Here is a 26,709-nt window from a genome sequence, read left to right on the forward strand (position 1 = left end):
GAGGAGTGCCTGCCAGAGCGTTCGTCGGTAGATAAACTTTTATTTAATCTTGCGGCGTGTTGACCTGAAAGCTGTAGCCGACGCCGGGCACAGTCTTGATCAGCGAGTCATCAAAACCTTCATCGAGTTTTCGCCGCAGGCGATGGATGTGTTTGTCGATCACGTTGTCGTTGGGGTCGAAAGCGTAGTCCCAGGCGCTGTCGAGCAGCATGTCGCGGGTCACCACCTGGCCGCTGTGGCGCATGAGTTTTTCCAGCAACAGGGCTTCGCGATGCTGCAAGGCAATAACCCGTCCCTGGCGCACGGCGGTACGCGTGGCGCAGTCGAGTCGCAACTCTCCGACCTCTAGCTGACGTACCGGCCCGTTCGATTGATCGCGGCCGCGCATCAAGGCATCCAGACGCGCCAGCACTTCGGCGAATGCATAAGGTTTGGCCAGGTAATCGTCACAACCGGCTTGCAGGCCTTCGACCTTTTGCGCGGTGGACGCCTGGGCGCTGAGCATCAGGATCGGCACCCGCTGGCCACGACTTCGCAAGGCCTTGATCAACTCGATGCCGTTGAGCCCGGGTAAGCGTCGATCGACAATCAACGCGTCGTGAATCGCTTCCAGGGCCATGTCCAGGCCACTGTTGCCGTCGCTGGCGATATCGACGACATGGCCACTTTCCGTCAACCCGCGCAGCAGGTACGCGGCGGTCTGGGCATCGTCTTCAACCACAAGAATGCGCAAGGAACGGTCTCCATGAAATCCAACCTAAACTTTTATTTAACCGGCGGGAACGTAGCTTCGCCCAAGGCTTTGACACACTATGCCACCTCTGTCCCGACTACGTGACCGGTTCAACTGCCATGACCCATGTTTTGGTCGTCGAAGACGACTTGCCTACTGCCCGCGAAATCGAAGCGGCCCTGTGTGATCACGGCTTCACGGTGAGCTGTGTCGACAATGGCCGCGAAGGCCTGTTGAAAGCCTTGAGTGAACCCTTCGACCTGATCGTCCTGGACCGCATGTTGCCTGGCGGCCTGGATGGTTTAGGTGTGCTCACCGCATTGCGAGCGGCCAGCGTGAGCACTCCGGTGCTGATTCTCAGCGCCTTGAGTGCGCTGGACGAGCGGGTTCGCGGCTTGCGCGCCGGGGGTGACGACTACCTGACCAAACCGTTTGAGTTCATCGAGCTGACAGCACGCCTCGATGCCTTGTGCCGGCGCCGTGCAGAGCCGCCCGCGACGACTCAGGAACCCCGACTGCGAGTCGCCAACCTGGAAATCGATTTGTTGCGGCGAACGGTACGCCGTGGTGAACGGGTCATCGAACTGGTGCCTCGCGAGTACGCCTTGCTTGAGCATCTGATGCGCAATGCCGGGCAAGTCATCACGCGTACCATGTTGTTTGAAGCGGTGTGGAGTTACGCCTACGACGAGCGCACGAATGTGATCGAGGTCCACATCAGCCGCTTGCGACGCAAGGTGGATGGCGAAAGCGATCTGCCGATGATTCACACCATTCGTGGAGCCGGCTATGTACTCCGTTCACCTGAGTGAAATACCGCGCACCATCAGTTTTCGCACTGGCCTGCTGTTTCTTGGGCTATTCGGTTGCTCGTTCCTGGCGCTGTTCGGCTACATCTATTGGCAAACGGCGTTCTACCTGAAAACCGAAGCCGATACGGCGCTCTATCGGCAAGTCGAAAACCGCAGCCTGCAATCACCGGAGTTGCAGTTGGCCGAGATTCGCAAGCATGCCGTGCAGGATGTCGAAGGCCGACTGCCTCATAGCCTGTTCGACGAACAAGGCAAGTTTATCGCCGGAGCGATTCATCGCCTGCCGCCGTTCGCCGAATACGACAAACCGCAGGAGTTTCGCTGGCTCAAGGATAATGGCCACCATCGTCCGGTACGGTTCATGGTGCATCGCCTGCCCGACGGCAAGACGTTGCTGGTCGCCCAGGATATGCACGATATTCGCGAGTTCGATGAACTGCTGATCAATGCTTTGTATTCCGGCGGTGTTCTGTTGCTGGTAGTCGGTCTGTTCGGTGCGGTGCTGCTGGGTTACTCGGCCCACCGGCGCCTGGATAAACTGAGTCGTTCAATCAAAGGCATCATCGAGGGTGACTTGACCGGTCGGCTGCCGATCCTTGGTAACAACGACGATATCGACCGTCTGGCTGGCGTGGTCAACGGCATGCTGGATGAGCTGGAACGGTTGATGAGCGAAGTCAAAGGTGTCTGCGATGACATCGCCCATGACCTGCGCACTCCGCTGACGCGGCTGATCGCAGGCCTTGAGCGCGCCCAACGGCGTGGTCTGGATGAAGCCCAATATGCCACCAGCATTGACGCGGCGCTCACCGAAGCCAAGGGCCTGCTGTTAACGTTCAAAGCCTTGCTGCGCATTTCGGAAATCGAAAACAGCGCGCGCCGCAGTCACTTTGCGCCGCTGGATTTGAATGTAATAGCGGCCGATGCTGCGGAGCTCTATGAACCGCTGGCCGAGGAACGCGGCATCAGCCTGACATTCAATAGCAGCCAGATGCCGGCCGTTATAGCCGGTGATGCGCAACTGTTGTTCGATGCTGTCTGCAACTTGCTGGACAACGCGATCAAGTTTTCACCGGACCATAGCGACATTCACCTGACGGTGATCGCTGACCAGATTGCTGTGGGGATTCGCGTGACGGATAACGGACCGGGTATTGCGCCGGCTGAGCGCGAAGCGGTATTGCGCAGGCTGTACCGCGCCGAATCCAGCCGGCATACGCCGGGTAACGGCCTTGGACTGAGCATGGTCTCAGCGGTGGCGCGCCTGCACGACATGGAGCTGGCCGTCAGTGATGCGGCGCCTGGCTGCCGAGTCGATTTGCTTGGCAGACCCTCCCCGGAAACAACTTGAAATAATCTACACGGCGTATTTGATAGTGATTTTCAAATACTCCGTATCATTACTCGTCAATGGACTACGCTGCTGTCACTGAAACTAAAGGGAGAGGGTTTCTTGAATAACAATGAATTTCCGCAAATTTTTCACATTCGTTTCACCGCGCTCATACGCCCCGCCCCTTAGTGTGTTGCTCATCGTTAGAAGTACGACTAAGCAACTTCAATTTTCGTCGAAACTTTCCCGGCCAAGGCTGCGTTGCGTGCAGTTTTCGGGTTATTCAAAGGGGCAAGACCGTGGTCGAATCAGTGACATCCGCAATGCCGTCCCGTCGAGGATCGCCATCGCGACTCACCAAAATCATCAGTGTGTCAGCCTTATTGACGGTGGCCGTCCTGGTGACGGGCTTCATGTGGTGGCATCGATCCCCGACAGATCTTGGCAGTGCAAGCTCCAAGGTCCAGGCCGAACTGATCAAGCATTGGCAGGCCGGTGACGTGGTGGTGCTGGTTCGCCACGCCGAACGTTGCGACCGTTCCAGTAACCCGTGCCTGGGTCCGGCCGACGGCATTACCCAACTCGGCAGCCAGGCTTCCGCGGCGGTAGGCCAAGGCTTTGTGAGCCTGGGCATGGCACAGACTGATGTCTTCGTCAGCCCGGTGACCCGCACCGAGCAATCGGCACACGCCATGTTTGGTAAAGCAGCGGTAACTCAGGAATGGCTGGCCAGTTGTGGCAGTACCCTGCGTAACGATGTCGTCGCGCACAAGGTTCCCCATCGCAATTCGGTACTGGTCACACACAGCGGCTGCATCGGTGATTTTGAAAAGCAGACCGGTTTCAAGCACGCTGCCGCCAGCGAATACAGCAGCTCCTTGTTTGTCAGCATTGACGCTAACGGACAACTTCAGGTGCTGGGTATACTGAATGACGGTGATTGGCATTCGCTGTTGCGCGAAAAAAACGCTGAAGTAACGAACGCGCAGTGAATCACTTGTTAGATGCCAAACGTAATACAAGGTCAAAATAATCAACGGCAATGAGTAGCAAGCTAATTAGTTTGCTGCTCATTGACAGATCTATGTAAGAAAGTTTGTCTTTTACTTGAATAACTGGACATTGGCGGATTCCAAGCTTGAATTCCTTCAGGAACCGTTCAGCCGGGAAGGTTGATAGTTCTCTGGATTCAGGGAAAACACGCACATTCAGCTGCCGATATGCCTGCATTCACTCAAACCAGCGTTGTGCCTGCGCAGGATTGCGCCGAGCTCCTCGCTGAACCAAGCAACGTCCCTGCGTTAAGGTCGATTCATGACGTCCCATAACAATCTGTTGCAACATCCTGCGGCGCATGCGTCCCGCCGCCCTACGCCAGAACCCACAGCCGCCGAACGCTGGATCGTTCCCGGCTTGCTACTGGCCTTCGTGGTGTTCTATTTAGTGCCACTGGTCACCCACGGTTTGTGGATCCCCGACGAAACCCGCTACGGCCAGATCAGCCAGGAGATGCTCCTGAGCGGCAATTGGGTGTCCCCGCACTTCATGGGCATCCGCTATTTCGAAAAACCCATCGCCGGCTACTGGATGATCGCCATCGGCCAGGCCGTGTTCGGCGATAACCTGTTTGGTGTACGAATCGCCTCGGCGTTGAGCACCGGGCTGAGCGTCTGGCTGACTTACCTGATTGCCCGTCGCCTTTGGAACGACCCGCGTAAAAGTGGCGCCTGTGCGTTGCTCTACATGAGTTTTGGGTTGATCGCCGGGCAAGCCGGTTATGCGAATCTCGATCCGCAGTTCACGCTCTGGGTCAATCTGAGCCTGGTTGCGTTGTGGTTTGCCATCGATAGCTCATCGTCCAAAGAACGAATTGGTGCGTGGGCCGTATTGGGCGCCGCGTGTGGCATGGGCTTCATGACCAAGGGATTCCTCGCCTGGCTGTTGCCGGTGTTGATCGCCCTGCCCTACATGCTGTGGCAGCGACGCTTGGGCGAATTGTTGCGCTACGGGCCGATAGCGGTCGTCGTGGCGGCCGTGGTCTGCTTGCCGTGGGTGCTTGCCATTCACTATCGGGAACCGGACTTCTGGCGGTTTTTCTTCTGGCACGAACACATTCGCCGGTTCGCCGCCGAAGATGCACAACACACCCGTCCGTGGTGGTTCTATCTGCCAATGCTGGTGGTATCGAGCCTGCCGTGGGCCGCGTTGCTGCCATCGACCTTTATCCAGGCCTGGAAGAACAAGCGCCAACCGGCGATTGGCTTTCTGCTGCTGTGGATGCTGTTGCCGCTGGCGTTTTTCAGCCTGAGCAAGGGCAAGTTGCCGACCTACATCATGCCGTGCCTGCTGCCGCTGGCGTTGCTGATGGGGCATACCGTGGTGGGTCTGATTGAACAGGCGAAAGGCCGGGCCCTGCGTATTAACGGTGTACTCAATGTGGTGCTGGCCAGCGCTGCGCTGATCGGCTTGGTTTACGTACAAGCGACCCGGGAAATTTTCGAAAACACGGAGATGTTCAGCCTGTCCCTTGGCTACATCGTGCTGGCCGGCTGGATCATCGCCAACGCAGTGCAAGTCTCGCGGCCATTGACGCTCTGGGCGGCGCCGGCGCTGGGGATCTTTCTGCTGGTGGCGCTGCTGCCGGCCGCGATGCCCGGCAAGATCGTCAACAGCAAGATGCCTGACCAGTTTATCGCCGAACACCTGGATGCCTTGGGTCAGACGAGCTCATTACTCAGTAACGACCTGGGCGCGGCGTCGGCGTTGTCCTGGCGGTTGAAGCGTCCGCAAGTCGATCTGTTCAACACTATCGGTGAGCTGAAATATGGTCTCGACGACCCAGCCATGGCTTCGCGCAAAGTCACCATGGATAACGTCGGCCAATGGATGACCGAAGCGCGCAAGAAAGGCTCGGTCGGGGTGGTGATGCGGGTCAACAGTGTTCAGGAAGTTCAGGAAGTCGCCTTGTTGCCCGTGGACGGCAAACGCTACCAGCGCGGCAACCTGGAAATTCTGATCTTCCCGCAAACCCAGCCCTGAGTTGTAACAACAAAAATTAAACCTGTGGGAGCGGCTGCCTGTGGCGAGGGAGCTTGCTCCCGCTCGAGTGCGCAGCGCTCGCAGGATTTTGGGGCCGCTTCGCAGCCCGGCGCGAGCAAGCTCGCTCGCCACAAATGCGGTGTTCGCCACCTCTACCAATGTATGCAACTACTTAAAGTTCTACAGGGAAACCCTCAATGAAGTTTTGGGCAAGTGACAGGGGCGCGCTGTGGCTCCTGCTGGGCGCGACTGCGCTGATGTTGTTGTTGGGTTTGGGCACTCGGGAGTTGTGGGGCGCGGAAACCCGCTGGGCCAACATCGCCCTGCAGATGCTCCAGAGTGGTGACTACTTCGACCCTTATCTCAAGGGCGGGCCGTATTACGATAAACCGCTGCCGTCCTATTGGCTGATCACCGCCACGGCGTGGCTGACCGGCGGCCTGGGTCACTGGTCGCTGCGTCTGTCGTCGGTGATATCGGCGTGGCTGAGCGTCTGGCTGGTGTACCTGATCGGCGAACAATTGTTTCGCAAAGGCACCGGCCTGATCGCTGGCTGGATGCTGGCGACGACTTTCTACTTCATATTCTGGGCGAGGGTTGCCACGGCCGACATCTTGACCGTGTGCGGCGTACTCGCGGCGGTCTGGTGGTACTGGCGTGGACCGGACGACACGCGCCTGGGTCGCTACCTGGTGTTTTTCCTGCTGTTGTCGCTGACCTCGCTGTTCAAGGGTTTGATCGGCTTCATCTTGCCGGGCCTGGTGCTGTTGCCTCATCTGTTGCAGGAAGGTCGCTGGAAGCGCCACCTCAACCTGCGGCTCTGTCTGGCCCTGGTGATTGCCGGCGTGTTCTACATGACGCCATTCATCCTGTCCCACTTCTACGGCGCGCCGACCTACGGCGAAAGTGGCCTGGGCCTGGTACTGCGGGAAAACGTCGTGCGGTTTTTCCAGCCGTTCGACAACATTGGCCCGATTTACACTTATCTGATTTACCTGCCGGTCTACACCCTGCCCTGGGCGCCGTGCTGGATCATCGGATTGTGGGTCGCCATACGTCACTGGCGCAATGTCGAACCCAATACCCGGTGGCTGATCTGGGGCCTGGGCCTGTTGATGCTGTTTTTCACCGCCAGCGGTAGTCGCCGCAGTTATTACGTGTTGCCACTGGTGCCATTCGCGCAATTGCTTGGCGCGTGGTGGATTACCAAGCGAATGGCGGAACGCAACGCGGCGGGTCGGTTTGGCAGTCGCAAAATGAAGATCGGCGTTGGCGCGGCCACGGTGCTGATGCTTGCGGTGCTGGGTGTGCTCTATCCATGGACCAACGGCGGTGGCGGCGTGGTCCAGTTCGGTGAGACGGTCAAGCTCGAGGCCAGCAAGCGTGCGCCGTTGAACGAGTGGCGCATGGTTATGATCGAAGTCGATAACAAAGTGCCGATGTACCTGCAAACCGGGGGCGCGCCGTTCTATTACGTGCAGGAAAACCAGGACTTCCCCCGCACCGGCGACAGCGCTGCGTTGATGGCTTGGCTTGAGACCACCAGCGGCCAGCATTGGGATCCTCAGCGCACCATCATTGTGGCGCAATACCGCAATGGCGGTGACCTACCCCTGAACTACCTGAGTGCCGACCATCAGGTCATCACCACCACGCCCACCAACGGTGAGCGAATGTTCCATGGTCGTGAAGACCAGAGTGTGGCGTTTATTCCCCAATCCTGACCTGTACCGATAACCCTGTGGGAGCGAGCTTGCTCGCGATGAGGCCATTACATTCAACATCATCGTTGACTGTCATGCCGCCATCGCGAGCAGGCTCGCTCCCACAGTTCGTTTCCAGACACCTTCCCGATTGCGTCATCACACGGATTAACGTTTTTTTTGACATTTTTTTCACATTCTCGGATCTACATTCGCCGCGCCTCAAACATGCAAATGATTCCTATTGATCTAGAGTTAATGAGAATCTCTCTGCAAGCATTGCGCATGTAAAAATCAAAAAAAATCCGGAGCTGGCTCAGCATGACTACCCGTATTCCTTCTTTTCTGAAAAAAGCACTGCTGGCGACTGCATTGGTCAGCGCTGGGCACGTCTACGCCGCCACCGAGGCTGACGGCATCGTGGTCTACAACGCGCAGCACGAAAGCCTGACCAAATCCTGGGTCGAGGGTTTCACCAAGGAAACCGGGATCAAAGTCACCGTGCGCAACGGCGACGACACCGAAATGGGTAACCAGATCGTCCAGGAAGGCGCTGCCTCCCCGGCAGACGTATTCCTGACCGAGAACTCCCCGGCCATGGTCCTTGTAGAGAACGCAGGGCTGTTCGCCCCGGTTGCGCCAACCACCCTGGAACAAATTGGCTCACCTTATCGTCCGGCCCACGGTAAATGGGTTGGCATCGCCGCGCGCTCCACGGTGTTTGTCTACAACCCAGCCAAGCTGACTGAAGCAGATCTGCCAAAATCGCTGATGGACCTCGCCTCGCCGAGCTGGAAAGGCCGCTGGGCCGCGTCGCCAAGTGGCGCCGACTTCCAGGCGATCGTCGCTGCCGTGCTTGAACTCAAGGGTGAAGCCGCAACGCTGGACTGGCTGAAAGCGATGAAAGTCAACTCCACGGCTTACCGTGGCAACAGCGCGGTGCTGAAAGCCGTGAATGCCGGGCAAATCGACAGCGGCGTGATCTACCACTACTACCGCTTCGTCGATCAGGCCAAGACCGGCGAAAACAGCAAAGACACCAGCCTGCACTACTTCAAGCACAAAGACCCGGGTGCGTTTGTCAGCATCTCCGGTGGCGGTGTTCTGGCTTCCAGCAAACACAAGGAACAAGCCCAGGCTTTCCTGAAGTGGATTACCGGCAAGGACGGCCAGGCGATTCTGAAAAACGGCAACTCGTTTGAATACGCTGTGGGCCAGAACGCTGAATCGAACCCGAAACTGACGCCGCTTTCGCAACTTGACGCACCGGCCGTCGATGCCTCCAAGCTCGACAGCAAAAAAGCGGTGGAACTCATGACCCAGGCCGGACTGCTCTAATTGATGCCTGAAACACTGCCGTCGGGTATCGCTTCGGCGATACCCGCGAACTCACTAAGACGCTCCCGTGGCCTGTTTATTGGTCGCGGAGGCGCGTGGGTGACTAGTTTATCGGTACTGGTGTCGCTGTTGTCGCTGCTGCCGATTATTTTCGTGATGGGCGTGTCCTGGCAAACCGGCTGGGCCGCCATCGAAACGCTGGTATTTCGGCCGCGGGTAGCCGAATTGCTGATCAACACCGTGATGCTGGTGGTGATCACCCTGCCCTTGTGTGTCGTATTGGGCGTTGCGCTGGCGTGGCTGACCGAACGAACCAACCTGCCAGGACGGCGTTGGTGGTCGCTACTGGCCACTGCGCCACTGGCCGTGCCGGCGTTCGTTCACAGTTACGCGTGGGTCAGCCTGGTACCGTCGATTCATGGATTACCGGCCGGCGTGCTGGTGTCGGTGATCGCTTACTTCCCGTTTCTTTATCTACCGGTTGCCGCGACCTTACGCCGGCTCGACCCGGCCATCGAAGACGTCGCCGAATCCCTCGGCCTCAAGCCCTGGGCCGTGTTTTTCCGGGTGGTGCTGCCGCAATTGCGCCTGGCCATCTGCGGCGGAGCGTTGCTGGTGGGCCTGCACCTGCTGGCTGAATACGGTCTGTACGCGATGATTCGTTTCGATACCTTTACGACCGCGATTTTCGATCAATTCAAATCCACCTTCAACGGCCCTGCCGCGAACATGCTGGCCGGGGTTCTGGCGCTGTGTTGCCTGGCCATGCTGACCGCCGAATCGGCTGCGCGCGGCAGCGCTCGTTACGCCAGGGTTGGCTCAGGCAGTGCTCGGGATCAGCGCATCGTGCGTCTGGATGCCAACACCACCCTGCTCGCCCTCACGCTGCAAATCGTGACTTGCGCTCTGGCGTTGGGCGTTCCATTGATCACTCTGAGCAAATGGCTGATCGCCGGGGGCAGTGAAGTCTGGCAGGCGGCTGATTTGCTGCCGGCCCTGCAACAGACTTTGCTGCTGGGTGTCGCTGGCGCAGCCCTCACCACCTGTGCGGCGATCCCGATTGCCTGGTTGTCGATCCGCTCGCCGGGCCGTCTGCAACGAGTATTGGAAAGCTGCAACTACATCACCAGTTCGTTGCCCGGCATTGTGGTTGCCCTGGCCTTGGTGACGGTGACGATTCACTTTGCCCGGCCGATCTACCAGACCACCATCACCGTGCTGCTGGCTTATCTGCTGATGTTTCTGCCCCGGGCACTGGTGAGTTTGCGTGCCGGCATCGCTCAGGCACCGGTGGAACTGGAGAACATGGCCCGCAGCCTCGGTCGATCCCCCGGCCGGGCTCTTTGGCTGATCACCTTGCGCCTCGCGGCTCCGGGTGCTGCTGCCGGCGCCGCGCTGGTGTTCCTGGCGATCACCAACGAGTTGACCGCCACCCTGCTGTTGGCACCGAACGGCACACGCACCCTGGCCACCGGATTCTGGGCCATGACCAGTGAAATCGACTACGCGGCGGCAGCGCCCTACGCGTTGATCATGATCTTGCTGTCGTTGCCACTGACCGGCCTTCTTTATCACCAATCCAAACGCACGGCTGGCCGATGAACGCCCTCGAACTGAACTCGATCCACAAATCCTTTGGCACTCAGCGCGCCCTGGAAAACATCAACCTGTCGGTGCCAACTGGTAGTCGAACGGTGATCGTCGGGCCGTCCGGTTCAGGCAAAACCACCTTGCTGCGGATGATTGCCGGCTTCGAATTCCCGGACTCGGGCAGCCTCTCGCTCAACGGCCAGATACTGGTCGACGGCACGCATTCGGTACCGGCGCACCAGCGTTTGATCGGTTATGTGCCCCAGGACGGCGCCTTGTTCCCGCACATGACCGTCGCCGCCAACATCGGTTTCGGCCTGGCGGACAAGGGCCCGACCCGGCAGGATCGTATCGCCGAACTGATGGACAGCGTCGCCCTGGATTCGAACATGGCCAAGCGTTGGCCCCATGAACTGTCTGGCGGTCAGCAACAACGGGTTGCCCTGGCCAGGGCATTGGCCCAGCAGCCACGACTGATGCTGCTGGATGAACCATTCTCGGCGCTCGACACCGGGTTGCGCGCAGCCATGCGCAAAATGGTCGCCCGCCTACTCGCAGATGCCGGCGTGACCACCATTCTGGTGACCCACGATCAAAGCGAAGCGTTGTCGTTTGCTGATCAGTTGGCGGTGATGCGTCAGGGCCGGCTGGTGCAATCAGGCCATCCGATGGATTTGTACCGCTACCCGGACGACGAGCAAACCGCGCTGTTTCTCGGCGATGCGGTGGTCATGCCTGCACGGATCGAGGCCGGCTGGGCCCATTGCGACCTTGGCCGTATTCCGGTCAATAGCCCGGACCGCAACGGCTCGGCGCAGATCATGCTTCGACCCGAGCAATTACAGATCAACAGCTCGCCAACAGATTCCCTTGGCTGTCCTGGCGTGGTCACCGATCGCGACTTCGGTGGCAACACCTGCACTTTGACGGTGGAGTTGCTGCCTGGTAAATCCGAGCCGGGCCGATCATTACTGGTTCGCAGCTCCGGCATGCACGCCCCGCCGGCTGGCAGTGCCGTTCATGTCACAACGCTCGGTAATGCCCATGTGCTGACTGGCTGACATCGCTCACAGGTCAAAGCGGTCCACCGCCCGGCGGCGCTCATTGTCATCGCGCACGTCATAGTTGGCGGTGGTCTGGATATTGCTGTGGTGGGCCAGTTTCTGGGCTATCGACAGATCGTGCTCTTCGATCACTCGGGTGATGAATGAGCGCCGGAAGTCGTGGGGCATGATCTTCACCCCCACCTGGGCGCCGCGCTGCCTGGCGATGTAATAGATCGCATGTTTGGTGATGCGCTCGCGGGTAATGTGGCTGCCGCGGCGGATGCGGTTGAACAGGAATGGATCGTCCTCCTGGCCTTCCCCTAATTGCGAACGGCGTAACTCCAGCCACGCCTCCAGTTTGGCGAACGCCCAGGCCGGCGCGTACTTGATCAACTGTTTGTTGCCCTTGGCGGTGACCCGCAAGCTGCGCTCGGTGAAATCCACTTGGTTCAGGTCCAGGTTCACCGACTCCGATTTGCGCATCCCCGAACCATACAGCACCGCAATGATCGCCGCGTCCCGCAGCCCTTGTGGCCGCGGATCGGCGGCACAGACCTCCATTAGTTCTTTGATCAGCGAGCGCTTGAGGTTGCGCCCTTGGGCCAGCCGCGTGCCGGCAATGCCTTTGACTGAGCGCATTTTCAGTAAGTGCTCCTGGCTGATCAGGCTCATGCGCCAGGCTTCGTTCATGACCCCGCGCACCGCGTTCACATACAGCGAAGACGTATTAGGCGCGTAACCATCAGTGCGCAAAGCAGCCACTAACGCCACGACGTCCTCAGGCTGGAGTTCGTGCCAGGGAATTTCCTCTATGTTCATGTCTTCAAAACCCAGTCGATCCGCCGCGTCTTGCAAAACATACCGCATGGTTAGTTGACTGGACTGCGCAAGGCGGGTCAGATATAGGGCCAGCGGGTTGGCTTTGGTAGCTATGGAGTCGGTAGCAGATAAGTCAATCAAACGAAAAAACCTTGAATGAAAACGGTTCAACACAACAACTAATGAGTTTTACTACTTGCTGTAAGGGGTTGCGCTCCGAACGCAAGCCACTGATAAGGCGCGATAAACGGTAGAAGTCTGAACTTTGGCTGTCTGAACTTCAGAAAAACGATTCACCGACCGGTTTTTCATGTCCCTTTCACATTTTCGCGCTTAATCTGAACGGATCGGATAGCCATCGATTCTCAATTCCAACCTGACGAGCAAGGAGCCGAAAGTCAACCACGTAATTTGTCACATTTCCGCGGTAACTAATTGATGCAGCTTTCGTTTTAGCGTCTACGCTTTGAGTGGATCCAAACTTTCACAGCTGAAATTCCGTTGACGCTTCAGACCCGAGGTCCCCATGAGTCAGGCTTTTCTCCCCTTCTCTCGCCCCAGTATCGGCGATGAAGAAATTGCGGCCGTCGAGCAAGTATTACGCTCCGGCTGGATCACAACCGGGCCAAAAAACCAGGCACTGGAAGAACACTTCGCCAACTACGTCGGTTGCAAGCATGCCGTGGCATTGTCGTCCGCTACCGGTGGCATGCACATCACCTTGCTGGCCCTGGGCATCGGTCCCGGGGATGAAGTCATTACCCCGTCCCAGACGTGGGTGTCCACCGCCAACATGATCTGCCTGTTGGGGGCAACACCGGTTTTTGTCGATGTCGATCGCGACACCCTGATGACCGACCTGCAAAGCATTGAAGCGGCGATAACGCCCCGTACCAAGGCGATCATTCCGGTGCATTACGCCGGCGCGGCGTTCGACCTCGATCCGCTCTATGCCCTGGCTGACAAGCACGGGATCGCCGTCATCGAAGACGCGGCCCACGCGGCCGGCACTTTCTACAAAGGTCGTCACGTCGGTTCCCAAGGCACGGCGATCTTCTCGTTCCACGCGATCAAGAACATGACCTGCGCCGAAGGCGCGATGTTCGTCACCGACGATGAAGCCCTCGCCACTCGTGTGCGTATGCTCAAGTTCCACGGTCTGGGCGTTGACGCCTACGATCGACTGACTGGCGGGCGCAAGCCGCAGGCCCAGGTTATCGAGCCAGGCTTCAAGTACAACCTGGCCGACATCAATGCCGCCATCGCCCTGGTGCAACTGGAGCGACTGGACGAAATCAACGCCAAACGCACGCAACTGGCCCAGACCTACTTGCAGCGCCTGGAAGGCCTGCCCGTGCAGCCGTTGACCATTCCGACGTATCCGCAACAACACGCCTGGCACCTGTTCATTCTGCGTATCGACGCCGAACGTTGCGGGCTGGATCGTGAAGCGTTCATGAAGGCTTTGCAGGAACAAAATATCGGAACAGGCATTCACTTTATTGCCACGCACCTGCACACCTATTATCGTCAACGTTTCCCGGACATCTATCTGCCCAATACCGAATGGAACTCGGCGCGGCTGTGTTCGATTCCCTTGTTCCCCGACATGACCACCGACGACGTTGATCGCGTTGTTGGTGCCATCGAAAACATTATGGACAGAAGCCTTTGAGACCTTATCCAATCAACTGCGTGTCGATCGTTATTCCGGTCTACAACGAAGAAGAAAGCCTGCCCGAATTGTTGCGTCGCACCGAAGCAGCCTGCGCGCAACTGACCCACGAGTACGAAATCGTGCTGGTGGACGACGGCAGTCGCGACAATTCGGCGCAACTGCTCGAAGATGCTGCCAATCGTCAAGGCAGCCACGTCGTGGCGGTCATTCTCAACCGCAACTACGGTCAGCACGCGGCGATCATGGCCGGTTTCGAACAGTGCAAGGGCGATGTGGTCATCACCCTCGACGCTGACCTGCAGAACCCGCCCGAAGAAATCCCGCGACTGGTGGCCCAGGCCGAACTCGGTTATGACGTGGTCGCCACCGTGCGCAACAACCGTCAGGACTCGGCCTTGCGCCGCTGGCCATCGAAGTTGATCAACCTGGCCGTGCAACGTTCCACCGGCGTGGCCATGAGCGACTACGGCTGCATGCTGCGTGCTTACCGCCGCACCATCGTCGACGCAATGCTCGCCTGCCGCGAACGCAGCACCTTCATTCCAATCCTTGCCAACAGTTTCGCCCGGCACACCACGGAAATCCTGGTGACCCACGCCGAACGTGAACACGGCGAATCCAAGTACAGCCCGATGCGTCTGGTCAACTTGATGTTCGACCTGATCACCTGCATGACCACCACCCCTCTACGTCTGCTCAGCATCGTCGGCTTCTGCATGGCGGGCCTTGGCGTACTGTTTGCCATTGCGCTGATCGTCTTGCGCCTGGCCTTCGGCTCTGGTTGGGCTGGCGGCGGTACCTTCGTGCTGTTCGCCGTGCTGTTCGTCTTCACCGGCGGCCAATTCATCGGCATGGGCCTTCTGGGTGAATACCTGGGCCGCATGTACAGCGATGTTCGGGCGCGTCCACGGTTCTTCATCGAGAAGGTCCTGCGTAACGAACCCGCTTCCCCTGCTCCCGTTGTTACCGTTGACGGTCTCACTTCCACTTCTTCAGATCAGGTTCACTCATGAGCGCAAAAGCTGTTGTCTTCGCCTACCACGATATCGGCTGTGCCGGCATTGAAGCCCTGTTAAACGCAGGTTTTGAAATCGGCGCGGTATTCACCCACGCCGATGATCCGAAGGAAAACGCCTTCTACGGCTCCGTTGCGCAGCTGTGCGCTCGCAAAGGCATCCCGGTTCATGCGCCGGAAGATGTCAACCACCCGCTGTGGATCGAGCGCATCGCCAAGCTCAACCCTGAGTACATTTTCTCTTTCTACTACCGCAATCTGCTGAGCGAGCCACTGCTGGCCACCGCCAGCAAAGGCGCGTTCAACCTGCACGGCTCGCTGCTGCCAACCTACCGTGGTCGCGCACCGGCCAACTGGGTGCTGGTCAACGGCGAAACCGAAACCGGCGTGACCCTGCACCGCATGGTCAAACGTGCCGATGCTGGCGCAATCATCGCTCAGCACAAGGTCGCCATCGACCGTGCCGATACCGCCCTGAGCCTGCATGGCAAACTGCGCGAAGCCGCCGCTTCCCTGCTGCGTGACACCCTGCCAGCCCTGCTGCAAGGCAAAGTCACCGAGACCGCCCAGGACGAATCCAAAGCTACCGTGTTTGGTCGCCGCACTCCGGCCGACGGCAAACTGGTCTGGAAGAAACCGGCTGAAGAGCTGTTCAACCTGGTTCGCGCCGTCACTCAGCCATACCCGGGCGCGTTCTGCGCAGTGGGCGAGCACAAACTGATTGTCTGGAGCGCTGAAGTCGCCAAGGGCAACGAAGGTCAAGCACCTGGCCGTGTAATCAGTGTTGATCCGCTGCGCATCGCTTGCGGCGAAGACTCGCTGGTCATCACTTCCGGTCAGCGTAACGATAACGGCCTGTACCTCAGCGGCCCGCAACTGGCTGCTGAACTGGGCCTGGTAGACGGTTCCGTATTGCGCGGTGCCGAATCCGGCCGTGCTCCACGTCGTACTCGCGTACTGATCCTGGGCGTCAACGGCTTCATCGGTAACCACTTGTCCGAGCGCCTGCTGCGTGACGACAAGTACGACGTCTACGGCCTGGACATCGGTTCCGACGCCATCGAGCGCCTGCGCAGCCACCCGAACTTCCACTTCGTGGAAGGCGATATCAGCATTCACTCCGAGTGGATCGAATATCACATCAAGAAGTGCGACGTGGTCCTGCCGCTGGTAGCCATCGCAACGCCAATCGAATACACCCGCAACCCGCTGCGCGTATTCGAACTGGACTTCGAAGAGAACCTGAAACTGGTTCGCTACTGCGTCAAGTACAACAAGCGCGTGATTTTCCCGTCGACCTCCGAAGTCTATGGCATGTGCCAGGACAAGAACTTCGACGAAGACACCTCGAACCTGATCGTTGGTCCGATCAACAAGCAGCGCTGGATCTACTCGGTCTCCAAGCAACTGCTGGACCGCGTGATCTGGGCTTACGGCGCCAAGGGCCTGAACTTCACCCTGTTCCGTCCATTCAACTGGATGGGCCCGCGTCTGGACCGTCTGGATTCGGCCCGTATCGGCAGCTCCCGTGCCATCACCCAGTTGATCCTGAACCTGGTGGAAGGTACGCCGATCCGTCTGTTCGACGGTGGCGAGCAGAAGCGCTGCTTCACTGACATCGCTGACGGCATCGAAGCCCTGGCACGCATCGTCGACAACGAAAACGACGCGTGCAACGGTCAGATCATCAACATCGGCAACCCGGAAAACGAAGCCAGCATCCGTCAGTTGGGCGAAGAGCTGCTGCGTCAGTTCGAAGCGCACCCACTGCGTGCCAACTTCCCTCCGTTCGCCGGTTTCCGCGACGTGGAAAGCAAGGCGTTCTACGGTGCCGGTTACCAGGACGTGGAACACCGCAAGCCAAGCATTGCCAACGCCAAGCGCCTGCTGGACTGGGAGCCTACCGTTGAAATGAGCGAAACCATCGGCAACACGCTGGACTTCTTCCTGCGCGAAGCCATGCTCGAAATCGCGGACAAGCGCTAATGCAGGCAGGCCTTCGTATCGATGTCGACACCTACCGAGGCACCCGTGAAGGGGTGCCCCGGTTGCTGGAAATGCTCGATGAGGCTCAGGTCAAGGCGACGTTTTTCTTCAGCGTCGGGCCGGACAACATGGGGCGCCACTTGTGGCGCCTCATCCGCCCACAATTCCTCTGGAAGATGCTGCGTTCCAACGCCGCCGGCCTGTATGGCTGGGATATTTTGCTGGCCGGCACTGCCTGGCCAGGCAAACCCATTGGTCGCGACCTCGGGCACCTGATGCGTCAGGCCCGGGACGCCGGTCATGAAGTCGGCCTGCACGCCTGGGATCACCATGGCTGGCAAGCCAACGCCGGGCGCTGGAGCGATGCGCAATTGATCGAGCAGATTCGCCGGGGCGTTGATTGCCTCAGCGATATCCTCGGGCAAAAAGTCGACTGCTCGGCTTCTGCCGGTTGGCGGGCTGACGAGCGTGTGATCGAAGCCAAGCAAGGTTTCGGCTTTCGCTATAACAGCGATTGCCGGGGCCAGAGCCTGTTCCAGCCGACATTGGCCGATGGCCGCCTCGGTGCGCCACAAATCCCGGTGGACCTGCCTACCTTTGACGAGGTGGTCGGTCCAACCGTGGTTGCCAAAGATTTCAACGCTTTCATCCTGGACCGCTTTACCCCCGAAAAACTGAACGTCTACACGATCCATGCCGAGGTAGAAGGGATTCTGATGGCCAACGATTTTCGTCAGCTGCTGGCCGATGCACGCCAGCGCGACATTCATTTCCAACCCTTGGGCGACTTGTTGCCCGAGTCACTCGCTACCCTGCCGGCCGGCCGCGTAGTTCGCGGCGCCCTTGAAGGCCGTGAAGGCTGGCTGGGAGTGCAAGGCGCATGAGTAAACGCTGGGCATTACCGGTGTTGCTGGTCGTTATGCTGCTTGCCTATCTGTTGCCGTTGGGTACCCACGGTTTGTGGATTCCCGACGAAACCCGCTACGCCCAGATCAGCCAGGACATGCTCCTGAGCGGCAACTGGGTGTCGCCGCATTTCATGGGCTTGCGCTACTTTGAAAAACCGGTGGCTGGCTACTGGATGATTGCCATCGGCCAGTCGTTGTTTGGCCACAATCTGTTCGGCGTACGTTTCGCCTCAGCCCTGACCACCGGGCTGAGCGTGTTGCTGTGCTATTTGATCGCCCGACGCCTGTGGAACGACCCGCGCAAAAGTTTTGCCTGCGCTTTGCTGTACATGAGTTTCACCGTCATCGCCGGCCAGGCCGGTTATGCCAACCTCGATCCGCAATTCACCTTCTGGGTCAACGCAAGCCTGGTTGCCCTGTGGTTTGCACTGGACAGCAAGAGCCGTGGTCAGCGCCTGTTGGGCTGGGCCGCGTTGGGGCTGGCCTGCGGCATGGGGTTCATGACCAAGGGTTTTTTGGCCTGGCTGCTGCCGGTGCTGATCGCCTTGCCGTGGATGATCTGGCAAAAACGCTGGCGTGAACTGCTGGTCTACGGCCCGGTTGCTGTGGTCGTGGCCATCGCAATCAGCCTGCCGTGGGTCTTGGCCGTGCACTCTCAGGAGCCCGACTTCTGGCGGTTCTTCTTCTGGCACGAACACATTCAGCGCTTCGCTGGCGAAGACGCCCAGCATGACGCGCCTTGGTGGTATTACCTGCCGCTGCTGGTCGCGTTCAGCCTGCCTTGGGCGGTGTTGCTGCCAACGGCGTTGAAACAAGCCTGGCAGAGCCGTCGCCAGGCGAGCATCGGCTTTCTGTTGTTGTGGATGGTTATGCCGCTGATTTTCTTCAGCCTGAGCAAGGGCAAATTGCCGGCCTACATCCTGCCCTGCCTGTTGCCCTTGGCGCTGTTGCTCGGCAACGCGCTGGCGGACCGTTTGAAGCTTGAACAAGGTCGGGCGCTGGGAATCAACGGTTTGCTGAACCTGGTGATGGGCGTCGTCGTATTGCTCGCGCTGGTCTACGTGCAACTGAAGAAGCCGGTGTACGAACTTGAGCTGCATCATCTGATTCTGGTGTTTATCGCGCTGATCGGCTGGATCATGGCCAATTTGCTGCAAGCCTTCCGGCCCCTGCAATGCTGGGCAGCACCGGCGTTTGGCAGTCTCATCCTGATCGGACTGATACCCGCAGGACTGCCCAACTCGGTGGTCTCCAACAAGATGCCTGACCAGTTCATCCTCGAACACGTTCAGGAACTGGGTCAGACCGGCCAACTGCTGAGCAATGATCTGGGCGCAGCGGCAGCACTGTCCTGGCGCCTGGGACGTCCACAAGTGGCGCTGTACAACACGGTCGGCGAGCTTAAATACGGCCTGGACTTTCCTGACACCGGCAATCGACGGATCACCACGGATCAGGTGCAACAGTGGATGCAAGAAGCTCGCAAGACCGGTTCGGTCGGCGTGGTCATGCGGGTCAAGGGTGACGACGAACTGCAAGAACTCGAATTGCTGCCTAAAGATGGCAAGCGCTATGAGCAAGGCAATCTGGTGATTCTGATCATCCCTCAGGATGCGTCATGAGCCTGATTCTGTTGCTGACCGCGTGCCTGCTGACCTGCCTGGGCCAGGTGGCCCAGAAGTACGCAGTGGAAAGCTGGCGCGGTAAAACGACCGGCTTGGGCGAGAAACTTCGCTCGCCGTGGCTGTGGCTGGCGTTGTTCTCGCTCGGTTTTGGCCTTCTGGTCTGGCTGCTGGTGTTGCAGCGCCTGGAAGTCGGTGTCGCCTATCCGATGCTCAGCCTCAATTTCGTACTCATTACCCTGGTCGCCCGCTTCGTCTTTCACGAAACCGTCGACCGTCGCCATTGGCTGGGCGTCGTACTGGTAATCGGTGGCGTGGTTTTGCTGGGGCAACAAACATGAACCTGCGCCGTGGAATTACCTTTGCCCTGGGCAGCGTCATGTTGGCCAGCGCCGCCCAGCTTGGCATGCGCTGGAGCATGAGCCGCCTGCCGCACCCCGATCAATGGCTGACAGCACTGAGCAATGGCAGCGTCGACCTGACCGCCATCGGCGTGGTGCTGGCGGCGATCCTTGCCTACGCGCTGTCGATGCTCAGTTGGCTGCTCGCTCTGCGGGACGTGCCACTGGGACGGGCCTATTCGCTGCTCAGCATCAGCTATGCGCTGGTGTACCTGCTGGCCGCTAGTCTGCCGGCATTTAACGAACATTTCAGTCTTGCAAAAAGCCTCGGGGTGGCCCTTGTCATCCTCGGGGTCATCACCATCAACTCTCGACCTGCTCGCGCACCTGTTCTTAGGAATGCCCCATGAAAATCAGTGTATTTGGTAGTGGTTACGTTGGCCTCGTTCAGGCTGCCGTTCTGGCCGAAGTCGGCCACGATGTGATCTGCATGGACATCGATGCCAAAAAGGTGGAATTGCTCAAGCAAGGCCATGTCAGCATTTTTGAACCGGGGCTGGCCAGTCTGGTCAAGGAAAGCCTGGAGGCCAAGCGCCTGCAGTTCACCACCGATGAAAAACTTGCCGTGCAACATGGCGAAGTGTTGTTCATCGCCGTTGGTACACCGTCCAGTGAAGACGGTTCGGCAGACCTGAGCTACGTGTTGTCGGTCGGTGATGCGGTAGCCCGCCACCGCGTGCAGCCAGTGATCCTGGTGGAAAAATCCACCGTTCCGGTTGGCACCGGCGACACCCTGCGCGCACATATCCTGGGCAAACTGGACGGCCGCGAACTGGAGTTCGATATCGTCTCCAACCCGGAATTCCTCAAGGAAGGCACCGCCGTTGCCGACTGCCGCCGTCCGGACCGCATCATCGTCGGCTGCGAGCGTGACGAAGTACGTGAAGTGATGCGCGAGCTCTACGCGCCGTTCAACCGCAACCATGACCGCATCATGTTCATGGACCTGCGCAGCGCCGAGCTGACCAAGTACGCCGCCAACTGCATGCTGGCGACGAAAATCAGCTTCATCAACCAGATCGCCGAGCTGGCCGAGCACCTGGGTTGCGACATCGAATCCGTGCGTCTGGGCATCGGTGCCGATCAGCGCATCGGCTATCACTTCATCTATCCGGGCTGCGGTTACGGCGGTTCGTGCTTCCCGAAAGACATGCGCGCACTGATTCACAGCGCCGAGGAAGCGAACTGCTCCAGCGACCTGCTGCAAGCGGTGGAAGCAATCAACGAGCGCCAGAAACACAAGCTGTTCGAGCGCGTCAATGCGTTCTACAAGGGTGATCTGGCTGGCAAGACCTTCGCCTTGTGGGGCCTGGCGTTCAAGCCGAACACCGATGACATGCGCGACGCACCTAGCCGCGTACTGATGGAGTCGCTGTGGGCGGCGGGCGCCAATGTACGCGCGTTCGACCCGGAAGCGATGCAGGAAACCCAGCATTTGTATCCGCACGAATCGAAGCTGGCGCTCATGGGCACACCGGAATCGGTACTGACCGGCGCCGATGCGCTGATCATCTGCACCGAGTGGCAGCAATTCAAGGCACCGGATTTCGACCTGATCCGTGAGCGCCTCGCAGCACCAGTGATTTTCGATGGCCGCAACCTGTATGACGCAGAGCGCCTGGCGCGCAGCGGCTTCCTGTACTTCCCGATGGGTCGCGGTGAATCTCGCAAACTGCCGATTCCTCATCAGCAATGGCCTTCCGCACCTGTGGTTGCCTGACGGTGGTGGTTCAACCAACCGACATGATCCGCCGACAGTCCCTGGTTCTGGGGCTGTTGGCACTGCTGTTGTTCATGGTCGGGGTTTATCAGCAGACGGCAATCGGCTTTGATTCGCGGTTCGTGTTGTTTGCCCAGGAAATGCTGCGCCACGGACCGACGTTTTTCCCGACCACCTATGGTCAGCCTTACGCTGACTATTCGGCGGTGACCACCTTGTTCATCTGGTTTCTATCGCTGCCATTCGGACAGGTGAATGCGTTTAGTGCCTGGCTGCCGAGTGCGATTGCAGGTTCCGTAATCGTTACGTTGATGTACCGGCTGCTGGCGCCCTACTCCACTCGCTGGGCGTTGCTGAGCATCGCCCTGCTCTTGCTGACCAACACGTTTGTCACCGAAACACGGGCAGTGTCCCTGGACCTGATGCTCGCCGCGGTGGCGTTTTCCGTGTTCTACCTCGGTTATGCCGCAGATCAATTCGGTGCTCCCCGTCGCTGGTTGCTGATTTTTGCCTTGCTGCTGCTGGGCTTCGGGATCCGTGGGCCGATTGGCCTGGTGGTGCCTACCGGCATGTTGTGCAGCTACTTCCTGCTCAATCGTCAGTGGCAACGGTTGTTCGGCTTCGGGCTACTCGCGGCCGGGCTGCTGGTGGTGTGTGTCGGTTTGCTGTTGCTGCTGGCCAAGATCAGCGGTGGTCCAGCCTTCATGCAGGATGTCATTCGCATGCAGTTCATGGGGCGCATGGATGGCAGTGAGGGCGCCAGCGATTCGCTGTATTACTTCACCAGTTCAATGGGCAACTATGCGCTGGCCTATCCATTGGGCTTGTTGGCGCTGGCCGCCATTTGCCTGACCACACCACGCGAAGCCGGGCCGCAACTGCGCCTGGTGCTGTACTGCGCGGCCGCCGGGTTGATCGTGATGGTCGGCCTGTCGATTCCCCTGGCGAAAAAAGCCCGTTACGTGCTGCCGATGCTGCCAATGGCAGCGATCATCGCGGCGTATCCGTTTCAGGCGACGCGGGGCCGTTTGTTCAGCGCCTTGCGTGGTGTGATGCAAGGGTTGTGGCTGCTGATCCCGGGCTTGTTGATCGTCGCATTGGTGATTGGCCAGCGGCGCTTCCCCGAACAGCTCACTGGCCTGGCGCCGGTATTGATCGTGCTCGGCGTGCTGCAAGCGATAGCCATCGCCGCGCTGTTCCGGCCTGCATGGCGGGCGCAAGCACTGGCGTTTTGCGCAGTACTGGGGCTGTGGTCGGTTTACATCCTGGTGTTCGAACCAGTGGAGCGTCAGCTCTACGATTCGCGCAGCTTCAGCCGTGCGGCTTTTGCACAGGTTCAGCAGGAACCCGCTCCGCTGGTGTTGTTTGGCATGGGTAAAGATGCCAAGGCGATCAAGTTTATGGTCAATATCGAACAAGACCTGCAACCGGTCTTCACCGAATCGGCTCAGGACTTGGACAGTATCGCGGCGCCTGCCTGGGTGATCATGGATCAGAACGACTACAAGGCCTTGAAAGGCACGTCGTTGGGAATGTTGGAACCCGCGCTAACTGGACGTTTTGATAAAAACGATTACGTCTTGCTGCATCTCAAACCCTGACGCGATCCATGTAGGAGCTACCGCAGGCTGCGATCTTTTGACCTTTTAAGATCAAAAGATCGCAGCCTTCGGCAACTCCTACGCGTTTATCATGCCCGCATGAACATCATCACCCTCCGCCGTGCCCAACCCACCGACGCAGACTCCCTCCCCGCCATCGAGCGTTCGGCAGCGGCGTTGTTTCGCGCCGACCCTGCACTCGCCTGGTTAGCCGACGCTTCGGTCACAGACACACAACAACACCTGCACGCCATAGAAACCGCAGATGTTTGGGTCGCGCAATCCGCCGATGGCGCACTTACGGGGTTTCTCAGCGCCATTGAAGTCGACAACCAACTGCATATTCAGGAACTGTCTGTCAGCCAACACTTTCAGGGCCAGGGTATTGGTCGCAAGTTACTTCTGGCGGCAATTGAATACTCGCGAAAACGAGAACTCTACGGTCTGACCCTGACCACGTTTCGCGACCTGCCGTGGAATGAAGCGTTTTATCAACGCTTGGGCTTTGAAACACTAAGCCACGCATATCTGGACTCACGTTTAAGGGCGGTATTGAGCAACGAAGTCGCCCACGGTTTGCCTGCCGAACGGCGTTGCGCAATGTGTTTAATCCTCAGGCCGGCACCTTTAAATCGACCCCCAGCGCCAGGGCAAACGCCTTGACCAGCGGGCTGCGTACAGTGTTGTGCCGCAGGATCAGATTGAACGGCGTCACGATGCTGATCAGGTCCGGGCGGACCGCCCGAAACTGTCCTTGGGCCACCAGGTTTAGAGCGTAATGTTGCGGCAAGAAGCCCACAAAACGGCCGGTCTTGACCAGCAGCGCTACAGCTTCCACCTGGGTCGCCGAGGCTGAAAAGCTGTCGTAGTGGGCGAAATTCAGTTTGTCGCGGTGTATCGCGTAACGGTGGTTGATGCACTCGTAGTCCTTGAGCACATTGGTGCCGATCTCCGCCTCTGGCACTGAGAACAACGGATGCCCGACCGCGCAGTAAGCCTCGGAGCGTTCTTCATACAGCGCGTAGTAATCGAACTCCTCCCGTCGTTGATAAACCGGCACGATCCCCGCGACTAGTCTTCCCTCCACTACGCCACGTTCAACTTCATCCAGTTGCGAAGCTTGAAGTTGAAACCTTACTCTCGGCGACTCCTCATTAATTCGTCTAAGCGCTGCAACTAACGGCGAATTAGGATCGGAGATGGTGTTATCAATAACCCCTACACCAAAGTCGCCAATCAGTTCATTCTGCGCAGAACTAAGGCGATCACGAAAGTTATCGACCGAGGCAAATAAATCAATTGACGCCTGATACACCAGACGCCCTTCTTCGGTCAGGTGAAACCCCTCTCGACCGCGGGTGCAAAGGCGCATGCCGATGCGAATCTCAAGGTCGGAGATCTGTTTGCTGATGGCTGCCAGACCCACATTCAGCTCGTTCTGGGCGGCGCTGAAGCCGCCGGCCTCGACCACGGCCTTAAACACTTTGAGCAATTTAAAGTCCAGACCACTGAGCGCCAACGGTGCCCGATGAGGCGGTTTTGGCGGCGGGTTTCCGGAATTGGAAAGTGGGGTTTCCATAATGCTTATTTACCTCTGACGCCCTATTCAACACTCTGTGTCCAACAACAAAAATAACGCTGGCTAATAATAATGAACACAGAAAACCAGGCTTGGCAACCGCTAATAAATTCCGTACCTGAGTGCCAACTCACTGATTCCGCACCATTAAAAGCTGACACTTCGATCAGCTCTCGTAACGATGAAACTGCCCTCTTGAAAACTGCTTTGGCCTAACCACGCCCGAATAATTTCCGGCGAGTGTTCAGGGCTTTACAGACCGTATTCAGTTCGCTTTACCGACGAGGAAAATAACAATGTCTCAAACCACCGACCGTCTCTGGGGTGCTCGCTTCAAAAGCGGCCCGTCCGAAGCCCTGGCGGCCCTGTCCCGTTGTCCTGAGCGCTACTTTCGCCTCACCCCATACGACCTGGCCGGTTCCAAGGCGCATGCCGGGGAACTGCAACGCGCCGGTCTGTTGAGCGAGCAAGAAACCCAGACCATGCTTGGCGCTCTGGATCAGATCGGCGCTGACTTCCGCGCCGGCAGCATCGCCCCGACCCTGGACGATGAAGACGTCCACACCTTCATCGAACGCCTGCTGACCGAACGCCTCGGCGCCCTTGGCGGCAAGCTGCGTGCTGGCCGCTCGCGTAACGACCAGACCGCCAACGACCTGCGCCTGTTTCTGCGTGATCACGTCCGCACCCTGGCCGTTGAAGTGTTGGCCTTGCAGCAAGCGCTGGTGGATCAGGCAGAACAACACATCGAAAGCATCTGCCCGGGTTTCACCCACTTGCAGCAGGCGCAACCGATCGTTTTCGCTCACCACTTGCTGGCTCACGCCCAATCGATGCTGCGTGACGTACAACGCCTGGTGGACTGGGATGTGCGCACCTCGCTGTCGCCACTCGGCGCGGCGGCCATGGCCGGTTCCGCCATCGCTCGCCTGCCGCAGCAGTCCGCGAAGGAAATGGGCTACAGCGGCGTGTGCGAAAACTCCATCGACGCTGTAGCCAGTCGTGACCACGTCGCCGAATTCCTGTTTATCGCCAGCATGCTCGGGATCAATATTTCCCGCCTCGCCGAAGAGTTTTGCCTGTGGTCGTCGCGGCAATTTCGCTGGGTCGCACTGGACGATGCCTACGCCACCGGCAGTTCGATCATGCCGCAGAAGAAAAACCCGGACATCGCCGAACTCGCTCGCGGCAAGGCTGGCCGCTTGATCGGCAACCTCACCGGACTGCTGTCGACGCTCAAGTCCCTGCCGCTGTCCTACAACCGCGACCTCAGCGAAGACAAAAACGGTGTGCTCGACAGCGTCGACACCCTGCTGCTGGTACTGCCGGCCATGGCGGGGATGGTCGCGACCATGAAGGTCAACGTTGAAGAACTGCGGCGTCAGGCGCCATTGGGCTTCACCCTCGCTACCGAAGTCGCCGACTGGCTGGCCATGCGCGGCGTGCCGTTCAAGGAAGCCCATGAAATCACCGGCGCGCTGGTCCAGGCCTGTGAGAAACACGACATCGAATTGTGGGAAGCCTCCCCGGCGCTGCTGGCCGAGATTGATCCACGCCTGACCCCGGAAGTGCGCGACAGCCTGACGCTGGAAGCCGCCATCGCTGCACGCAGTGGCTGGGGCGGCACCGCGCCGCAACAGGTGCGCGAGCAGATCGGTCGCTTGAAAACCGCCCTCGCCGCCCAGCAGCAGTGGACCGAGAACTATCAGGGCTTTCGTCTTTAAGCCAAGACGAAGCACCTGTGGGAGCGAGCTTGCTCGCTCCCACAGTGATCGTGCCGATCTGA

At 58.8% G+C, this 26,709-nt stretch carries 22 protein-coding genes; 19 read left to right on the top strand and 3 right to left on the bottom strand.

Going from position 1 to position 26,709, the window contains the following annotated elements:
- Positions 1-43: 43 nt before the first annotated feature.
- Complete coding sequence (locus tag AC1MEW_RS19785) at positions 44-733, bottom strand: response regulator transcription factor (protein ID WP_322268443.1); 690 nt, start codon at positions 731-733, stop codon at positions 44-46.
- A 119-nt stretch (positions 734-852) separates the two neighbouring features.
- Here AC1MEW_RS19785 and AC1MEW_RS19790 point away from each other — a divergent pair, with 119 nt between their 5' ends.
- The 8 genes from AC1MEW_RS19790 to AC1MEW_RS19825 all read left to right on the top strand — a co-directional run bounded on the left by AC1MEW_RS19790 (position 853) and on the right by AC1MEW_RS19825 (position 11,609).
- Positions 853-1,545, top strand: coding sequence for a response regulator transcription factor (locus tag AC1MEW_RS19790; protein WP_480423269.1), 693 nt, complete (start codon positions 853-855; stop codon positions 1,543-1,545).
- Complete coding sequence (locus AC1MEW_RS19795) at positions 1,523-2,896, top strand: sensor histidine kinase (RefSeq protein ID WP_201254973.1); 1,374 nt, start codon at positions 1,523-1,525, stop codon at positions 2,894-2,896. The genes AC1MEW_RS19790 and AC1MEW_RS19795 overlap by 23 nt, the downstream gene beginning before the upstream one ends.
- A 305-nt stretch (positions 2,897-3,201) precedes the next feature.
- Positions 3,202-3,870 (top strand): lipopolysaccharide core heptose(II)-phosphate phosphatase PmrG, encoded by a 669-nt coding sequence (gene pmrG / locus AC1MEW_RS19800; protein WP_201254972.1) that lies wholly within the window; start codon positions 3,202-3,204, stop codon positions 3,868-3,870.
- Between the two features lie 322 nt (positions 3,871-4,192).
- Positions 4,193-5,917 (top strand): lipid IV(A) 4-amino-4-deoxy-L-arabinosyltransferase, encoded by a 1,725-nt coding sequence (gene arnT / locus AC1MEW_RS19805; protein WP_201254971.1) that lies wholly within the window; start codon positions 4,193-4,195, stop codon positions 5,915-5,917.
- Positions 5,918-6,114: 197 nt separating this feature from the next.
- A complete protein-coding gene (locus AC1MEW_RS19810) occupies positions 6,115-7,641 on the top strand; it encodes an ArnT family glycosyltransferase (protein ID WP_480423271.1) in 1,527 nt (508 codons plus the stop codon).
- A gap of 300 nt (positions 7,642-7,941) precedes the next feature.
- A complete protein-coding gene (locus tag AC1MEW_RS19815; protein ID WP_201254969.1) occupies positions 7,942-8,958 on the top strand; it encodes an iron ABC transporter substrate-binding protein in 1,017 nt (338 codons plus the stop codon).
- Between the two features lie 3 nt (positions 8,959-8,961).
- Positions 8,962-10,560, top strand: a complete 1,599-nt coding sequence (locus AC1MEW_RS19820; protein WP_480423272.1) for an ABC transporter permease — start codon at positions 8,962-8,964, stop codon at positions 10,558-10,560.
- Positions 10,557-11,609, top strand: a complete 1,053-nt coding sequence (locus AC1MEW_RS19825) for an ABC transporter ATP-binding protein (protein ID WP_201203706.1) — start codon at positions 10,557-10,559, stop codon at positions 11,607-11,609. Before AC1MEW_RS19820 ends, AC1MEW_RS19825 begins: the two co-directional genes overlap by 4 nt.
- A 6-nt stretch (positions 11,610-11,615) precedes the next feature.
- Here the strand turns inward: AC1MEW_RS19825 and AC1MEW_RS19830 are convergent, their stop codons facing one another.
- Positions 11,616-12,554 carry a site-specific integrase gene (locus tag AC1MEW_RS19830; protein ID WP_416195271.1) on the bottom strand — a complete coding sequence of 313 codons (939 nt, stop codon included), beginning with the start codon at positions 12,552-12,554 and terminating at the stop codon, positions 11,616-11,618.
- Positions 12,555-12,939: 385 nt separating this feature from the next.
- On the opposite strand from AC1MEW_RS19830, the gene arnB reads away from it, so the two are divergent.
- The 10 genes from arnB (at position 12,940) to AC1MEW_RS19880 (ending at position 24,007) form a co-directional block, all read left to right on the top strand.
- Complete coding sequence (arnB, locus tag AC1MEW_RS19835) at positions 12,940-14,088, top strand: UDP-4-amino-4-deoxy-L-arabinose aminotransferase (RefSeq protein ID WP_201203708.1); 1,149 nt, start codon at positions 12,940-12,942, stop codon at positions 14,086-14,088.
- Positions 14,085-15,104: an undecaprenyl-phosphate 4-deoxy-4-formamido-L-arabinose transferase gene (gene arnC, locus AC1MEW_RS19840; RefSeq protein ID WP_201203710.1), complete on the top strand. Its 1,020-nt coding sequence runs from the start codon at positions 14,085-14,087 to the stop codon at positions 15,102-15,104. The genes arnB and arnC overlap by 4 nt, the downstream gene beginning before the upstream one ends.
- A complete protein-coding gene (gene arnA, locus AC1MEW_RS19845; RefSeq protein ID WP_201203712.1) occupies positions 15,101-17,092 on the top strand; it encodes a bifunctional UDP-4-amino-4-deoxy-L-arabinose formyltransferase/UDP-glucuronic acid oxidase ArnA in 1,992 nt (663 codons plus the stop codon). Before arnC ends, arnA begins: the two co-directional genes overlap by 4 nt.
- Positions 17,092-17,976, top strand: coding sequence for a 4-deoxy-4-formamido-L-arabinose-phosphoundecaprenol deformylase (gene arnD, locus AC1MEW_RS19850; protein WP_201203714.1), 885 nt, complete (start codon positions 17,092-17,094; stop codon positions 17,974-17,976). The genes arnA and arnD overlap by 1 nt, the downstream gene beginning before the upstream one ends.
- Positions 17,973-19,622 (top strand): lipid IV(A) 4-amino-4-deoxy-L-arabinosyltransferase, encoded by a 1,650-nt coding sequence (arnT, locus tag AC1MEW_RS19855; RefSeq protein ID WP_480423273.1) that lies wholly within the window; start codon positions 17,973-17,975, stop codon positions 19,620-19,622. The genes arnD and arnT (AC1MEW_RS19855) overlap by 4 nt, the downstream gene beginning before the upstream one ends.
- A complete protein-coding gene (arnE, locus tag AC1MEW_RS19860; protein WP_201203716.1) occupies positions 19,619-19,963 on the top strand; it encodes a 4-amino-4-deoxy-L-arabinose-phosphoundecaprenol flippase subunit ArnE in 345 nt (114 codons plus the stop codon). Before arnT (AC1MEW_RS19855) ends, arnE begins: the two co-directional genes overlap by 4 nt.
- Positions 19,960-20,373: a 4-amino-4-deoxy-L-arabinose-phosphoundecaprenol flippase subunit ArnF gene (gene arnF, locus AC1MEW_RS19865; protein ID WP_201203717.1), complete on the top strand. Its 414-nt coding sequence runs from the start codon at positions 19,960-19,962 to the stop codon at positions 20,371-20,373. Before arnE ends, arnF begins: the two co-directional genes overlap by 4 nt.
- A complete protein-coding gene (locus AC1MEW_RS19870) occupies positions 20,370-21,743 on the top strand; it encodes a UDP-glucose dehydrogenase family protein (RefSeq protein WP_201196867.1) in 1,374 nt (457 codons plus the stop codon). The genes arnF and AC1MEW_RS19870 overlap by 4 nt, the downstream gene beginning before the upstream one ends.
- Positions 21,716-23,344: an ArnT family glycosyltransferase gene (locus tag AC1MEW_RS19875; protein ID WP_480423275.1), complete on the top strand. Its 1,629-nt coding sequence runs from the start codon at positions 21,716-21,718 to the stop codon at positions 23,342-23,344. Before AC1MEW_RS19870 ends, AC1MEW_RS19875 begins: the two co-directional genes overlap by 28 nt.
- A gap of 99 nt (positions 23,345-23,443) precedes the next feature.
- The gene (locus tag AC1MEW_RS19880; protein ID WP_480423276.1) at positions 23,444-24,007 is read left to right on the top strand and encodes a GNAT family N-acetyltransferase; all 564 of its coding nucleotides are present in this window, start codon (positions 23,444-23,446) and stop codon (positions 24,005-24,007) included.
- Here the strand turns inward: AC1MEW_RS19880 and AC1MEW_RS19885 are convergent.
- Complete coding sequence (locus tag AC1MEW_RS19885; RefSeq protein ID WP_480423278.1) at positions 23,958-24,923, bottom strand: LysR family transcriptional regulator; 966 nt, start codon at positions 24,921-24,923, stop codon at positions 23,958-23,960. The two genes, AC1MEW_RS19880 and AC1MEW_RS19885, sit on opposite strands and share 50 nt — an antisense overlap.
- Before the next feature lie 296 nt (positions 24,924-25,219).
- On the opposite strand from AC1MEW_RS19885, the gene argH reads away from it, so the two are divergent.
- Positions 25,220-26,647, top strand: coding sequence for an argininosuccinate lyase (gene argH, locus AC1MEW_RS19890; RefSeq protein ID WP_480423280.1), 1,428 nt, complete (start codon positions 25,220-25,222; stop codon positions 26,645-26,647).
- Positions 26,648-26,709 lie beyond the last annotated feature (62 nt).

The organism is Pseudomonas sp. ASL4 (assembly GCF_056680395.1).